General features: G+C 45.8%; 13 protein-coding genes, 1 tRNA gene and 1 other RNA gene. 8 read left to right on the forward strand and 7 right to left on the reverse strand.

Annotation, left to right across the window (positions count from 1 at the left end; genetic code table 11):
- Positions 1-169: 169 nt before the first annotated feature.
- Positions 170-1,426 carry an ammonium transporter gene (locus tag ACMXYS_RS01030; protein ID WP_415883146.1) on the reverse strand — a complete coding sequence of 419 codons (1,257 nt, stop codon included), beginning with the start codon at positions 1,424-1,426 and terminating at the stop codon, positions 170-172.
- Between the two features lie 37 nt (positions 1,427-1,463).
- A complete protein-coding gene (locus ACMXYS_RS01035; RefSeq protein ID WP_415883147.1) occupies positions 1,464-1,802 on the reverse strand; it encodes a P-II family nitrogen regulator in 339 nt (112 codons plus the stop codon).
- Between the two features lie 284 nt (positions 1,803-2,086).
- On the opposite strand from ACMXYS_RS01035, the gene ACMXYS_RS01040 reads away from it, so the two are divergent.
- The 3 genes from ACMXYS_RS01040 (at position 2,087) to ACMXYS_RS01050 (ending at position 5,655) form a co-directional block, all read left to right on the forward strand.
- On the forward strand, positions 2,087-2,341 hold the full coding sequence (locus ACMXYS_RS01040) for an accessory factor UbiK family protein (protein ID WP_415883148.1): 255 nt from the start codon (positions 2,087-2,089) through the stop codon (positions 2,339-2,341).
- Positions 2,342-2,377: 36 nt separating this feature from the next.
- A complete protein-coding gene (locus tag ACMXYS_RS01045) occupies positions 2,378-4,027 on the forward strand; it encodes a diguanylate cyclase domain-containing protein (RefSeq protein WP_415897342.1) in 1,650 nt (549 codons plus the stop codon).
- Positions 4,028-4,140: 113 nt separating this feature from the next.
- Complete coding sequence (locus tag ACMXYS_RS01050; protein WP_415897343.1) at positions 4,141-5,655, forward strand: YifB family Mg chelatase-like AAA ATPase; 1,515 nt, start codon at positions 4,141-4,143, stop codon at positions 5,653-5,655.
- Between the two features lie 4 nt (positions 5,656-5,659).
- On the opposite strand, the gene ACMXYS_RS01055 is transcribed toward ACMXYS_RS01050, so the two are convergent.
- Positions 5,660-7,378 carry an EAL domain-containing protein gene (locus tag ACMXYS_RS01055; RefSeq protein ID WP_415897344.1) on the reverse strand — a complete coding sequence of 573 codons (1,719 nt, stop codon included), beginning with the start codon at positions 7,376-7,378 and terminating at the stop codon, positions 5,660-5,662.
- Positions 7,379-7,635: 257 nt separating this feature from the next.
- Between ACMXYS_RS01055 and rep the strand changes: the two genes are divergently transcribed.
- Positions 7,636-9,645 (forward strand): DNA helicase Rep, encoded by a 2,010-nt coding sequence (rep, locus tag ACMXYS_RS01060; protein WP_415897345.1) that lies wholly within the window; start codon positions 7,636-7,638, stop codon positions 9,643-9,645.
- 59 nt (positions 9,646-9,704) lie between these two features.
- Here rep and ACMXYS_RS01065 read toward each other — a convergent pair whose 3' ends face one another.
- Complete coding sequence (locus ACMXYS_RS01065) at positions 9,705-10,124, reverse strand: c-type cytochrome (RefSeq protein ID WP_415883153.1); 420 nt, start codon at positions 10,122-10,124, stop codon at positions 9,705-9,707.
- Positions 10,125-10,451: 327 nt separating this feature from the next.
- Between ACMXYS_RS01065 and ACMXYS_RS01070 the strand changes: the two genes are divergently transcribed.
- The 4 genes from ACMXYS_RS01070 to ACMXYS_RS01085 all read left to right on the forward strand — a co-directional run bounded on the left by ACMXYS_RS01070 (position 10,452) and on the right by ACMXYS_RS01085 (position 12,051).
- Complete coding sequence (locus ACMXYS_RS01070) at positions 10,452-10,697, forward strand: hypothetical protein (RefSeq protein ID WP_415897346.1); 246 nt, start codon at positions 10,452-10,454, stop codon at positions 10,695-10,697.
- 55 nt (positions 10,698-10,752) lie between these two features.
- A tRNA-Arg gene (locus tag ACMXYS_RS01075) sits at positions 10,753-10,829 on the forward strand.
- Between the two features lie 53 nt (positions 10,830-10,882).
- Positions 10,883-10,994, forward strand: a non-coding RNA gene (locus ACMXYS_RS01080) — RtT sRNA.
- A 568-nt stretch (positions 10,995-11,562) separates the two neighbouring features.
- Positions 11,563-12,051 (forward strand): hypothetical protein, encoded by a 489-nt coding sequence (locus ACMXYS_RS01085; protein WP_415897347.1) that lies wholly within the window; start codon positions 11,563-11,565, stop codon positions 12,049-12,051.
- Here the strand turns inward: ACMXYS_RS01085 and ACMXYS_RS01090 are convergent.
- The 3 genes from ACMXYS_RS01090 to ACMXYS_RS01100 form a co-directional block, all read right to left on the reverse strand.
- Positions 11,960-13,282: a restriction endonuclease gene (locus ACMXYS_RS01090; RefSeq protein WP_415897348.1), complete on the reverse strand. Its 1,323-nt coding sequence runs from the start codon at positions 13,280-13,282 to the stop codon at positions 11,960-11,962. The two genes, ACMXYS_RS01085 and ACMXYS_RS01090, sit on opposite strands and share 92 nt — an antisense overlap.
- Positions 13,283-13,481: 199 nt before the next feature.
- On the reverse strand, positions 13,482-14,441 hold the full coding sequence (locus tag ACMXYS_RS01095) for a hypothetical protein (protein ID WP_415897349.1): 960 nt from the start codon (positions 14,439-14,441) through the stop codon (positions 13,482-13,484).
- 52 nt (positions 14,442-14,493) lie between these two features.
- Positions 14,494-14,727: a hypothetical protein gene (locus ACMXYS_RS01100; RefSeq protein WP_415897350.1), complete on the reverse strand. Its 234-nt coding sequence runs from the start codon at positions 14,725-14,727 to the stop codon at positions 14,494-14,496.
- Between the last annotated feature and the right edge of the window lie 115 nt (positions 14,728-14,842).

Below are 14,842 nucleotides of genomic sequence, written 5' to 3' on the forward strand. Positions count from 1 at the left end.
TCTATGGCCTTACGACCAAGCAGCAAATGTAACTATAGTGAATTATGCGTCTTAGTATACCTAGATAATCGCAAGATGGTATATGAACAACGAATTGGATCAAGCTCTTAGCGATATACTAGTGACGCAAAAAGGGCGCTTAGCGCCCTTTTAATGTTTTAGATCAATCTCACTTGCCAGATGTAAACTCTGGGTAAGCTTCCATACCACACTCAGAGATATCCACGCCTTCGTACTCTTCTTCTTCCGATACGCGTACACCCATGATTGCTTTAAGTGCTAACCATACCACTAGGCTTGTAGCGAATACCCAAGCGAAGATAGTTACTGCACCGATGATCTGACCAGAGAAAGATGAATCGCCGTTTGTTACTGGTACTAGTAGAAGACCTAGAAGACCTACAACACCGTGAACAGAGATCGCACCTACTGGATCATCAATTTTTAGTTTATCTAGCGTTAGGATGCTGAATACAACCAATGTACCACCTAGAGCACCAAATAGAGTTGCTTGTAGTGCAGTTGGAGTAGATGGTTCAGCAGTGATAGCAACTAGACCCGCTAGTGCACCGTTAAGCGCCATTGTTAGGTCGGCTTTGCCGAACAGTAGACGAGCTACGATCAGTGCAGCGATTACACCACCTGCTGCTGCAGCGTTAGTATTCATGAATACAACAGCAACTGCGTTAGAGTTCTCTACATCAGAAGATGCTAGTACGGAACCACCGTTGAAGCCGAACCAACCCATCCATAGAATGAACGTACCTAGTGTAGCTAGAGGTAAGTTTGCACCTGGGATAGCGTTTACAGCACCGTTTTTAGCGTATTTGCCTTTACGAGCACCTAGTACTAGAACACCTGCTAGGGCTGCAGCAGCACCTGCCATGTGTACGATACCGGAACCTGCAAAGTCTGAGAAACCAAGGTCGCCTAGGTTGTAGAAACCGAATACGTCGTTACCGCCCCAAGTCCAAGAACCTTCCATTGGGTAGATAACACCGGTCATTACTACAGCGAATGCTAGGAAAGCCCAAAGCTTCATACGCTCAGCAACGGCACCAGATACGATAGACATTGCTGTAGCAACGAATACTACTTGGAAGAAGAAGTCTGCTGATGGTGCGTAAGTTGCTGGCTCTTCAGCACCGGTGAAACCGTCACCCGTGATGCCAGAAAGCATGTAGTCACCGCCGTACATGATTGCGTAACCGCAAACCAAATACATAGTACAAGAGATCGCATACAGTGCGATGTTCTTGGTTAGGATCTCAGTTGTGTTTTTAGCACGAACCAAACCCGCTTCCAGCATGGCAAAGCCTGCTGCCATCCACATGACTAAAGCACCGCATACTAGGAAGTAGAAAGTATCTAGTGCGTATTTAAGCTGGGTAACATCACCCGCTGTTGAATTTAGTAGTTCTTCCATTGGTTTATTCCTCCAGAAGCAATCAAAAAGTCAAAAATTAAAGGGCTTCCGTACCGGTCTCACCGGTACGAATACGCACAACTTGTTCTATTGGTGTTACAAAGATCTTGCCGTCGCCAATCTTGCCGGTTTGTGCAGCGTTGCTAATCGCTTCTACAACTTGATCGACAATTTCTTCAGATACGGCTGCGTCTAGGCGTACTTTTGGTAGGAAATCGACCACATATTCAGCGCCGCGGTAGAGTTCTGTATGTCCTTTCTGGCGACCAAAGCCTTTTACTTCAGTCACAGTGATACCTTGTACCCCAATTTCAGAAAGGGCTTCTCGTACATCATCCAATTTGAATGGTTTGATGACAGCAGAGACCATTTTCATATTGCTATCCCCCGTAGGTAATAATTCTGTGCAGATGCGTTTATCGCTAAGCAAACATAAATTCTGTTTGCGTAGGTTATAGCGAAGGCTGTGCCATTTTTTTTATTTTTCTTTTATTTCATATGGTTATGATTGTTTTTGGTTTTGTGGGAAATATTAGTGCCTTTTTATGGGGCTGGATTAGGTGCACTGCAATATGTGTTTGCACCATTGTGGTGCGGCCTTGAATGGTGTTGGTTTGTTGTTATAGTGACAGGCAGTATTTTTTGTTAGAGGTGAGTGGGATGATCAATCCACAACTAATAGAAGGCCTAAGTGAACAGTTTTCGCAATTGTTGTCCGGTGAAAATAAGCTACCGGGCCAAGATGAGTTACAGCAGCAGGTCAAAGCGGTATTACAGGGGACGTTTGATCGCCTGGATATCGTTAGTCGTGAAGAGTTTGATGCTCAGAAAACGGTATTGCTGCGCACCCGAGAGAAAGTGGAAACTCTAGAGAAGCAAGTTCAGGCATTAGAAGAAGCATTGCAGGGTAAGTAACCATCCTCTTAATTTTGCTAGCTACGTAGGTTAAATATGGATCATTTTGAACAGCAGTTATTCCTTCGTTCGCCTCAAGCAGTCCTCGTGACGGATCAAGCCAACAATATAGTGCAGGCTAATCCGGCATTTACCGAAATTACCGGTTACAGCTTAGATGAAGTGAAGGGCGAAAATCCGCGCTTTCTTGGGGCACGGGAATTAAATGATCCATTTTATGAGGATTTGTGGCTTACCGTCAGCAGTGATGGTAGCTGGCAAGGCGAGCTATGGAATAGGCATAAAGATGGCACTGTGTATCCTGCATGGTTCAATATCATGCGTTTGGAGAACGATCAGGGCTTAGTCACAGGTTATATGGCGCAGTTCTTCAATATTGGTCACCTTAAGAAAGAGATGAATGCCATCGTGCAATCAGCTCAGTTCGATGAACTGACTCATCTACCTAACTGGGATATGTTCCAAGATATCTTGGCGAAACGCATAGAGCAGAGTAAAGCGCAAGGCGAGCAGTTAGCTGTGATGCTGGTGGATCTGGATCGTTTTAAATGGATCAACGATAACCTAGGCCGCAGTGTTGGAGATAATTTGCTCCAAGAAGTGGCACGCCGCTTAGGAGGGGTGGTACGCGGTGATGATGCCTTGGCGCGCCTAAGTAGTGATGAGTTTGTCATGATGATTCCGCTGGCTGATGGTGTTGAGTCGGCACTCAAAGTCGCGCAGCGTGTGGTTGATCAGTTGGCTCACGGTATTTTTGTTGAGCATCGCGAGATCTTTATCAGTGGTAGTGTGGGGATCTCTGTCTACCCAGAGCATGCTGAGCGCCCGAAAGATTTGGTGAAAAAAGCAGATGTTGCGATGTACGCAGCGAAGCAGGGTGGACGCAATACATTCCGAGTTTACAGCGAGTTAATGGAACGCAGTAAAGGGCCGCAAATCTTACGAGAAGAAGATTTGACCCAAGCGATCGTTAGCGGTGCTATTCAGATGACTTACTTGCCGGTTTATAGCATCTACAGCCATCAAGTGGTCGCAGTACATGCGCGGCCTAGCTGGATTCATCCTGAGTTAGGACAGATTCCATTAGCCGACTTTTCTGGTCTGCTACAGAGTCCCGAATCCTTGCAGCATTATGAACAGTGGCTCGATCAAGAGCTGCGTGGTTTAGATGTAGTGTGGGAGCGTTTTCCTAAACTGCGTTTTGTCTCTTTCCGTATCGAAAGCCAGCAATTGCAAAGCAAAGAGACGGTACAGCGCTGGGTATCTCAATTGAATCATTATCAACAGCAAGGCCGTTATATGGTTGATGTTGATATCAAAACTGCGCTTGAATACGAAGGTCAACTGTTTGATCTGTTAACCAGTGAAGCATTACTGTCCGTTAGCGGCTTTGCTTGTGGAAGTCCTGTTTTAGAACAGCTGCAAGAGATTCAGCCAGATTTGATTAAATTGGATGCTGATCTGATCATGGCGATGGGCAATGATGAAGGTCGTCAAAAGATCGTTGATACCGTCTTAGATATGGCTGGTCAGTTGGAGATTGAAGTGTTGGCCGATGGCGTTGCTACTGCGGGTGCTCGCGGTCAATTGATGGGGCAGGGTTGTATGCTGATGCAAGGGCGTTACTTCGGTACGCCGTTGTCTTTGCAGCAGATCTTGGATCATTTGGCCGTAGAACATCATTAAATAATTAAAAAACTACAGGATGTGGAGAATGTTCTGTAGCTATGAAAAACATTACGCTAGAGCGATGAAATTGGTTCTGGCATCTTAATTAACTCTTCCAAGGATGGAAGCTTATGTCTTTAGCGATAGCGTATACGCGCGCGCAGGTAGGGATAGATGCACCTGCGGTTACGGTCGAGGTCCATTTATCTGGTGGCCTTCCTAGTTTTTCCATAGTTGGGTTGCCTGAAGCTGCGGTGAAAGAAAGCCGCGAACGGGTGCGTAGTGCTCTGATTAATTCAGGTTTTGAATTCCCTCAACGGCGTATCACGGTCAATTTAGCTCCCGCTGATCTACCGAAAGAGGGTGGGCGGTACGATTTAGCCATTGCTGTAGGTATCTTGGCGGCTACCAATCAATTGCCAGCCAAATCATTAGCTGATGTCGAATTGATTGGCGAATTGGCCCTTTCGGGCGAGTTGCGGCCCGTGACTGGCGTTTTACCGGTTGCCCTAGCGTGCCGCTCCGAGCAGCGCCATTTGTTGTTACCTGATATGAACCAGGCTGAAGCGCTGATGGCCTCGGGCTTATCGGTATTGCCGGCAGGTCATTTGCTTCAAGTTTGTGCTCATCTACAAGGTTCTGAGTTGATTTCAGTTGCGCAGGCACAAGTTCAGCCTTTGTCCACTGATGCTTTTGGGCCTGATCTGGGCGATGTTAAAGGGCAGGCGCAAGCAAAACGCGCTTTAGAGGTGGCTGCCGCGGGTGGTCATAATATTTTGCTGGTGGGGCCTCCAGGCAGTGGTAAAAGTATGTTGGCTAACCGTTTGCCGGGGTTGTTACCGCAGATGACCGAACAGGAAGCGCTCGAGGTGGCTGCGGTTTATTCTATTACTCAAAGTAGTAGTGAAACACGTTTACCCAGAAAGCGACCTTTCCGCGCACCACATCATACGGCTTCGTCTGTAGCACTTGTGGGAGGTGGCGGAAATCCTAAACCTGGTGAAATTTCTTTAGCCCATCAAGGTATTCTTTTCTTGGATGAATTGCCTGAATTTAGTCGCAAAGTGTTGGAGGTGCTGCGTGAGCCGCTGGAATCAGGTGAGATCTTAATTTCTCGAGCTGCCCGGCAATCGACGTTCCCAGCACAATTTCAATTAGTGACAGCCATGAACCCTTGTCCTTGTGGCTATTACGCTGATGGTACAGATCGCTGTCGTTGCAGCCCTGATCAGATAAGACGTTATCAAGGCAAGGTTTCTGGACCGTTGTTAGACCGTATTGATCTGCAGTTGAGTGTTCAGGCGCTGTCACAACAAGAGATGATTGAAGTTCCAAAAACACAAGAATCAAGTGAGTCTGTTCGCGAGAGGGTAGTGCGGTGCCGCCAAGTTCAACTCAGCCGTCAGAGTGTACCTAATCAAGCGTTAACGGGACCGCAGCTAGAGACGCTTTGCCAGATAGAACAGAAAGATAAGGAAATGTTAGCGAAAGCGTTAGAGAAACTGCAGTTATCCGCAAGAGCTTATCATCGTGTATTAAGGGTGGCGCGAACGATTGCAGACTTAGCCAGTTCTGAAGTGGTGCAAAGGGCGCATCTAATGGAAGCATTAAGCTATAGGGTGGCGGCTAGGAGTAGTTTGAATTGATGAATTACAGACGCTGTAACAACATCTGTTTGAAGTCGCTAAAGCTGATGGGGGGGCTGTAATAATAGCCCTGTATCTCATCACAATCGTGCTGGATTAGAAAATCGAGTTGCTCTCGGGTTTCAACTCCTTCGGCAATGACTTTGATATTCATGTTTTGTGCAAGACTGATGATTGAGCGCACAATCTCCGCGGCTTCATTGGAATCTTGGACGTGACTGACAAAAGAACGATCAATCTTCAATGCACTAATAGGCAACTTATGGAGCAAAGAAAATGACGAATAACCTGTGCCAAAATCGTCGAGGGAGAAGGTAAGTCCCTCCTCGGACAGAGTGTTCAGGCAGGCGCGAACATGTTCCTCATCACTAAAAATAGCTGACTCTGTTAGTTCGAATTCAAGTACCGATGTATCGATCTGTTCCTGCTCGATAATACGCTTAATCATGTCGACTAGCATGTCGTCTTTAAATTGACGGAAAGATAGATTAATACCGAGTTTGTCGATGGTTAATCCAGCCGCTTTTAGTTCCTGGAGGTGCTGGCCCGCTTGGTATATGATCCAGTAGCCTATCGCAACAATCATTCCATTATTTTCGCACTGAGGAATGAAATCTGCAGGCATGATTAAACCGCGATTAGGGTGCTGCCAGCGTATTAATGCTTCGGCGCCAGATATTTTCCCAGAACGCAGATCAATCCTTGGTTGGAAAAACAGTTGGAACTGTTCAGCACGTAATGCTGGCATTAGTTCTGCTTCCAAGTCATTTGGATTGTTGGTATCAACATCCATACTTGGGCGATAGCAGGCATAGCTGCAGCCATGAATCTGTTTAGCATTTAATCGAGCACGACTCGCGCGCTGATTAAGTAGGTCTACATCGTTGGCATGATCGGGTGCTAGTGCAACGCCAATGCTGCAATTGAGCTGTGTTTCAATTTGATCATGTTGATAAGGTTGTTGTAGGGAATTGATTAGCTTGTTTAAGTATTCGCGAACTGTTGCTTGCAGGTCAATATTTGAGGGCCTATCGATAATGATGGCGAATTCATCGCTGCCTAAACGGGCAAAGAGCTCGTCATTATTGAGACTGCCCTGAATGCGTTCACCCATTTCGGCTACTACCTGATCTCCCGTTGTAAAACCGTAGTGAGTATTGAATTTACGGAAATCGTCTAGATCGATGGTAATAAGCGCAAGGTGATGTTTCTTCTCAGCTAAATGATTTAACTTTCGTAACAGTGATTGATAAAAAAACTGACGGTTGCCTGCTGTGGTTAAAGTGTCAGAGTGGCGTAGCTGTTGAATCTCTGCGTTCTGCTTGGCTGATTGCTCTGCATGGCGCAATGTACGCAGTAATAGGTCAGCATTTAGGGTGTTTGTTGATAAAAAATCAGTGGCTTTAGCTTCAATCAGAGCTAAGCCTTGTTCCTCACTGATGTATTGGTTTAAGACAATAATTGGAATATGTGGAACAGAACTATAAATGTCAGCAATGATGGTACTGCAAGGTAAAGGGCTGACGTTTTCGCTAAGAAGAATAAAATCAATGTCGGAAAGACGTGTGCGTGCTAAGGCTTCAACCTGATCTTCACAAAACATCAATTGATACAATGGAAATCGCTCCAGTATCGATTGAATTTGCATACGATTTTGCTGGTGCTTATCAACCAGTAAAACCTTTTTATGTCGACTGAGTAACTGTCCCAGCGCTGAGCGCATCACTTACTTCCCCAACTTAGATCTACTACACAACATAAATCTTGTTACTAGCTATCTCACTAAATAGAGATTCATGTCATAATTACCTACTAGCTTAATGGCAGATTAACATTCTGAAATAAATATTAAAACAACTGTTTTAATTTATGCATTTCAATGGCTTATATGCATTTTTTAATCGGATTTCACGTTATCATAAAGGCAGTTTGTCGGCTTGTTTAAGTGAAGCTTTAGTTTTTTTGAAGGTTTTTTAAGAAATGTCACGATTAAATCCACGTCAGAAAGAAGCAGTGGAATACATAGGCGGCCCATTATTGGTGCTCGCAGGTGCTGGCTCGGGTAAAACCAGTGTAATTACCCGAAAGATTGCTTACCTGATTAATCAGTGTGGTATTGCTGCGCGCAATATTGCTGCGGTGACATTTACCAACAAAGCTTCACGAGAGATGAAAGAGCGTGTGATGTCTCTACTCCAAGGTGGGGACTCCAAAGGCCTGACCGTAGCGACCTTTCATAACCTTGGTTTGACCATCATTAAACGTGAATATAAAGCGTTGGGATTTAAGCCAGGCTTCTCTATTTTTGATGATCAGGATACTAAAGCACTGCTGAAAGACCTGATGCTACAAAACAATGAAGAGAGCGACCAAGTGGATATGGTGCAAAACTGCATATCCAATTGGAAGAACGAGATGCTCACGCCTGATGAAGCACTCGCTCAAGCCCGACTTCCACAAGATATTTTGGCTGCGCGTGCTTACGAAAGTTATGAACAGCACCTACGTGCCTATAATGCCGTAGATTTTGATGATCTGATCCTGATTCCTGTACGCCTGTTTGCTTCTCAACCTGATGTATTGGAGCGATGGCAGAACCGTCTTCGCTACCTGTTGGTGGATGAGTATCAAGACACTAACTTGTCCCAGTATCGTTTGGTACGGCAATTGGTGGGGCATCGGGGTGCATTAACTGTGGTAGGGGACGATGATCAATCGATCTATGCGTGGCGTGGTGCGCGTCCAGAAAACCTTAACCAGTTAGAGCATGATTACCCAAGTTTGAAAGTGGTTAAATTGGAGCAAAACTATCGTTCCACTAGCTTGATCCTAAAAGCAGCCAACACGTTGATCGCCAACAACCCTCACGTCTACGAGAAGACCTTGTGGAGTGAGATGGGTATGGGTGATCCAATCAAAGTTATCCATACCCGCAACGAAGATGCCGAGTGTGATCGCATTGCGATGGAAATTACCGATCTACACCTGCGTAGAAATGTGCAGTTTAAAGATGTGGCGATCTTGTATCGCGGTAACTTTCAGGCGCGCTTGTTGGAGATGAAGCTCCAACACTATCAAGTGCCATATAAGTTGAACGGCGGAACCTCTTTCTTCGCACGTGCGGAGATCAAAGACTTGATGAGTTACCTTAAGGTCCTCGTTAATCCTGATGATGATAACGCCTTCCTACGAATCATTAATCTACCGCGACGAGAGATCGGCCCGAGCACTCTGCAGAAGCTAGGGCAGTACTCTTTAGAGCGTCAGATCAGTATGTTCAGTGCTTGTGATGAATTAGGCTTAGAACAGGTGATGCCTGCAAATGCCGTTGAGCGTTTACGCCGTTTCTGTACTTGGATGCAGCATATCTATCGCCAATGTCACAGCGGTGATCCGATTGCGGCTATTCATGAAATGATCCGTGATATCGACTACGAAGGCTGGATTGTGCAAAACAGCTCCAGCGAAGCGATGGCTGAAAAGCGGATGCAGAACGTCTGGTTCCTGATCGAATCCTTAAAATCGACATTGGAGCGCTTACAAGAAGAAGATCCGGATTCCGGTATCCAAGAAGCCATCAATCGCCTGATGCTAATCGACATGCTGGATCGCCAAGAGGAAGAAGACGACTCAAACCGTGTGCAGCTGATGACTTTGCATGCCTCTAAAGGTTTGGAGTTCCCTCATGTCTACTTAATGGGTATGGAAGAGGAGCTACTGCCGCATCGAAACAGTATCGAAACCGATAATGTCGAAGAAGAGCGTCGCCTTGCCTATGTAGGCATCACCCGTGCCAAGCAGTGCCTAACTATCACTCTTGCTAAACAGCGTAAGCAATATGGCGAAGTGATGGACTGCATGCCGAGTCGTTTCTTGGATGAGCTGCCACACGAAGATCTTGAGATCGAAGGGGCAGGAGAGAAGTGCCAAGTGCAAAACCAGAAACGTGGGCAAGCCACGTTGAATAGCCTTAAGAATCTATTCGACTAAAAACTGCAGACACAAAAAAGGCCGCAATCGCGGCCTTCTTTATGCTCAGAACTAAGTGATTACTTAGCGCTGTCTAGCATGTGCTGAATCGCACCTTGGATCTCTTCATCAGAACAGTCAGCACATAGGCCACGTGGTGGCATTGCGTTGATACCGTTGATAGCGTTCGCTAGAAGAGTTTCCATGCCTTTACCCGCACGGTCAGTCCAGTCAGCAGAACCGTACATTGGAGCACCAGCAGCGCCAGTTGCGTGGCAACCTGCACATTTAGCTGTGTATACTTCTTCAGCAGAACGAGCTGCACCACCAGCAGGTGCTGCTGCAGGCGCGCCACCACAAGTGTCATCGCCTTCGATACAAACAGAACCAACTGCCTTGATTCGTTCAATTACTGCTTCATCGTTAGAAGTAGCTTGTACAGATGCGCTAAGAGCAACACCTAGACCTAAAGCAACTAAAGCTGAAGTGATTTTTTTCACAGTCACGACCTCTCAATCAACCATAAATTGTTATATGGGCAGCGTGGCCTGTCAGGATGCCCGGCCTCAAGAGGTGCTCAGGGGCGGATATTCAGACACGACTGCTCAAAGTTTCACCGGCTGCGGATTATAGCGATAAATAATCACAACTGAAATGGGGCTTTGGCAGTGGAAGCACTTATCGGCCCGATTTGAGTAAATATTTTGATCATTCTCTATAAAAAGGGCGAAAAACAGGCATCTACAAGAGCTAGATCAACTTAAAAACATGCATTTAAGGAAATCTTGTTTATACTAAGGTCTAAAGTCTTGGTTAGGAAATCTGAAATGTCCAGCAATGGAATGTCTGAAACATGCGCTTGCATCCAAGCTGACGCAAAGCCAGAAGAGATGGAAAGCTTCAACCTCCTGAGTGCTATCCCTAATCAACGTATTTACCGTTGTAGTAACTGCAATGCATTCCTTGCTTACACCGAAAAGACCCAAGAGTGGGAAGTCCTTCTACAAGGTGATTTAGAAACCGAGATCAAAACCTTGTACCGACCCGAACCGACAGACGTTACTTTCGAATAATACTTGGCGAATCATATAGGCATGGGTAGAATACTGCCCGCAAACCTTCTTGAGTGCGCCTGTAGCTCAGCTGGATAGAGTAGCAGGTTCCGATCCTGTTGGTCGGGGGTTCGAATCCCTCCAGGCGCGCCACTTTTTAAAAATATCTCCAGACTTTCAGACTTCGTACCGTTTTTAGGTAGATGCTCATTCACCTGTAGGGTGAGAACCCCCGATGGGTTCGAGCCGAGCGAAGCGAGACAACGGAGCGCAGCGACGGCCCGAAGGGTGAGCGTAGCGAATAATCCCCTCCAGGCGTGCCACTTTTTATTTTCCACTATCTCTTTGTTCCTATTCGCTTTTTGCTACCCCATCCAACCGAGCTACAGGCGCACAGCAAGAACATTTGCGGGCAGTCAATACCGGTGGTCACGATATGGTCACAGTGCCGGAGTGGGACTGTTTGTAGATCCGTCTCCGGTGGAGACGGTTTACAAGCGCATCGTTGGATCATATATGGTTCTGAAAAAGCACATCTTCATTCATCATGGTAAAAGGAATAACCAGTGGTTGGTCAAAGAGCGAAAGATCCGATTAAGCTGACCGCTATAGCGTTTTTACTCAATGTCGGCATTTTCTTTACTGTGTTGTTTTTCATGAAAGAAGCTTATTCGATCTAGGTCTTTACACTCCCCTTATCAAGTTGCTTCTCAGCGTTAGCATTTAAAGAAGAATGTGTTGGATCTCAAGGCTCGTTTGCGTTTCTGGGATTTATTATCGCAGGATGGCAATTAGGACTGATGTTGATGTTGGGGGTAATTGTAGGTGCTCTTGTGGTAGCTTATAAGTTGATCATTTAATGGACTGAATAAGGAAAGGAAACGGCATGAAATTCACAATGAAGATCAGAGCCTTATTTGGCGTATTTATATTGTCACAAGCGGTTGTTTTGTCAGCTGAAGAGCCTGTTTCGGTTAACGGAATGACTAGTGATAGTTTGCTGTCTTTCTATGAAGGAGTGGCAAAAGTTGCTGAAACCGCCGGTACGTCAAATTATCTGACACATCGTAGAATGAGTAGTGATGACTTGGTAATGTTTCATGCAGCGGGTGCTCTCAACCCTGTTTTTAGTGTAATGAAACTCCCTAGAGGCAATCAATATTTTGAAGATTATAAACAGGGGGTTTTTCAAGCGGCCCAGATTGCGGCTTTAGGGCGAGATAGCTTTTGTGTCAGCCCTCAGCAGACCCTGAGTAGTAATGACATAGTTTCTGCCGTTGATTCTAAATTTGATGGAGCGTTTGATTCTGAACACATTGGTGTGCTGATAGTAGGTGCTTGGGAAGCGCTTTCTGAAAAGTATCCATGTGATTAACTATTGATACAGGTGGGAATTCATTGTCGATAAATTGTTTCACTGCTTCCGGAGTATTGTAGCCTGAAGTAATCAGAATCTCGGCAATGTCTTTACCGGAAATGAAGATGATAGGATGTTTGTCTTCTCTGACTTCTTCATATGCTTGTTTATGAACTGCGGATGTTGTTATCAAGACGCCAAACTGTCTATGGCGTATTCTGGAAATCAGTCTGGAAACTTCTTTTACGCCCACTCTGTTTGATGACATACTGTTGATGCCTGGTCGATAGCATTTCGCTTCAAGTGAGAACTCTGCGTACACAGGATCATCGTTCAGGCCGAGTAGATAGCGCCCTACAGCATCTCTGCCTCCATCAACTGCGTTTCTTGTGATGTCATCCACAATCACGCGCTGATCATGCATCTGAAAAATCCGGGCCGCAAAGTGCTCAAAGACAAACGCGCTCTGATGCTTTGTGTTTCTATCATCGTCATCAAAGTGATTCCAGACCGTTTTCAATATGTTTGTTTTAAGAGGGGTGTCCGGAAACTGCTCGCTTTCAGCCCTGATCTGAGTAGTTGGCTCGCTGATGAGGGGGGAGTAGTGTCCCGTTGCAACCCAGTTTGACCAGGCTTTAGGTGCGTTGGTCGTGTGTGGGTTTCCCGAAAGCACATCATTGATCCAGGCTCTGCTTATTGAGGCTGCATCGAGCACAGTGAACACTGACCTGTAGTTCTGGAAACGCTGACTGTCTGTTGTCTTCCATACTGCTACCAGGTCTTGCGCAGCCGACAGTCCTGGGTAGCCAGGTACTGCTAGCCCTTTGAATTGAACTGAGCGTGGACCACTCTGTGTGGGATGCTTTTTAAAGATGAAGAACGGCGGTATTTGTCTTCTCGCTTCGGGAGCTGAGTGCAGAAGATCGAATGAATGCCTGAGTAGCATATTACCCTTCTTGGGTGTGTCATGAAGTTCATGACCTGGCTTCTTGTTGTCTCCGAAGTAAACGAACTCGCCAGTGCTCAGATTTAGAGTGTCCGGCCAGTCTTTGTCTTCACCAGATGAGTAGAGTACGGCCAGTGTTTTGTTTGTGCCTTTTCCTGCAGCTCTGAACCCGCCTTGATTACCTACACCCGGTAACAGAGGGTTTAGTACATCTGCACCTATATTTTTTGCATCGGAGCTTTCGTAGACCGCGTCTACGATTAAATCTGAATTAGTGATGTCCGTATTCTGGATTATTCGCATTCATTTGCTCCGATTGGTATTTCCTTTGTCCTTAGGATCATCACGATTTTTATGTGTATTGATGCTTTTGGCTTAGCGTATATGTTGATTTTACTAATACGGTAGGGGGAGTGCATGTATGAATGATGCCTTTGAGGAGGCTGCTTTCAGGGAGAGGTGTCAGCGTGAACTTGATAATGAGAAGTCCGTAGTGCAGAGCCTAGTTAGGTTTGGTGGACCTTGAGGAAATGCTGGGCGCTGCTGTTGAGGAGCTAGGAGTGTGTGGAGTGGTGTCTACATGGGCTGAGTTTTCTGTGTTGGGTGTGGTTTCAGCTTTCGGCGCTGCAGTGGTGTTTTTCAGGTGTTTTTTTATTGCATGGTTTTCTTCTTGCCCAGTTATAGGGGCTTGAATATGTATTGGGGTTTGGTCGTCTTTTGAGGTAGAAGTTAAAGGTGACGGGATCAGCCAAAATACGGCACCGATTGCGAAACCGATAATAATAGCCGTTTTGGTGGATAGCACTTTCCCTACTTCTTTGTGGGTATGCAAAGAGCTGTCTAGACTATGTAGGTGCTCAAGATGAGTCTCAAGGTAGGAGTCTAATGTGTGTGCGGCTATGGCCGCTTTTATGTATCGGTCCAACCCATCAAGCTTATCTGGGGTTGCATTTTTCTCAATGCCTAGCTTTGTTTCTCTTTTGTCTAGGTCGTCGTCAAATACTTTTGCTGCTGTAAACAGAACTTTTGCATCGGTTTCTAGTTTACAGTATTCCTTATTAAAGTTGCCTTGATCAGCGAGCCTAAGGGCTTCAGTGGTAAAGTCGGCTTTACATAAGGACGCTTTGTCTAAAGTTACATGGCAGACGATCTTCATGATGTCCAATGCCGCTCTTTGAAGGTGCCCTTCCATCTTGTTTAGATGGGTAGAGGTCTTGGCATCGCCGTCTGTAAAGTCGAAATCCGGTGATTCGGTCGTGTGCCGCATGAAGTGATCTAGAGCATTCCTATACTCATTCCATATTTGGACAGGAAGTTCTAAATTGTTTGCTTCGTACAGAGAGACAAAGTACCGGACTATGTAATAGATTTCAACGCAGGAGCGTAGGCTTGGTGCAGCCTCTTTACCTCTATCTTTGGCTCTATTAACCAGTGATTCTGGTGAAAGATCTTCAATCTTCACGAGTTGCTGTCCTTGAGACTGAGCTTAATGAAAAAGCTGTAGTGAATTAAGCTCAGTCGAAGAGCTTGCTAAGGCGTATGTACGCTTTTAACAGACCGAGTTTGTCTGCTGTGCGTGCAAAAAAGGATGGCTTGGTAATTTCGATGTAGCGAGCAGCAGACAGCATCGGGTGACCTTGTGGAGGTACTCGATCATCTAGAAGAGGTGTGCGCTTCTTATAGTTGGCCTGAGAGGCTAGGTCCTCTAAATCACTCTGCCAGAAGTTGTCGTATTGTGCTCTAGTCATGGATATGTCGCTGCAGTTCCGGTCTTAGCCGTAAATAATGTGCCCTGATTCCTTCAGGGAGGCGTATTGTTCTTATTTTTTATACAGCTGTCAAGTTCAAAGTGAGTACTTGTTA

The sequence above is a fragment of the Neptuniibacter sp. QD57_21 genome (assembly GCF_047778075.1).
In the GTDB taxonomy this organism is placed as follows: domain Bacteria; phylum Pseudomonadota; class Gammaproteobacteria; order Pseudomonadales; family Balneatricaceae; genus Neptuniibacter.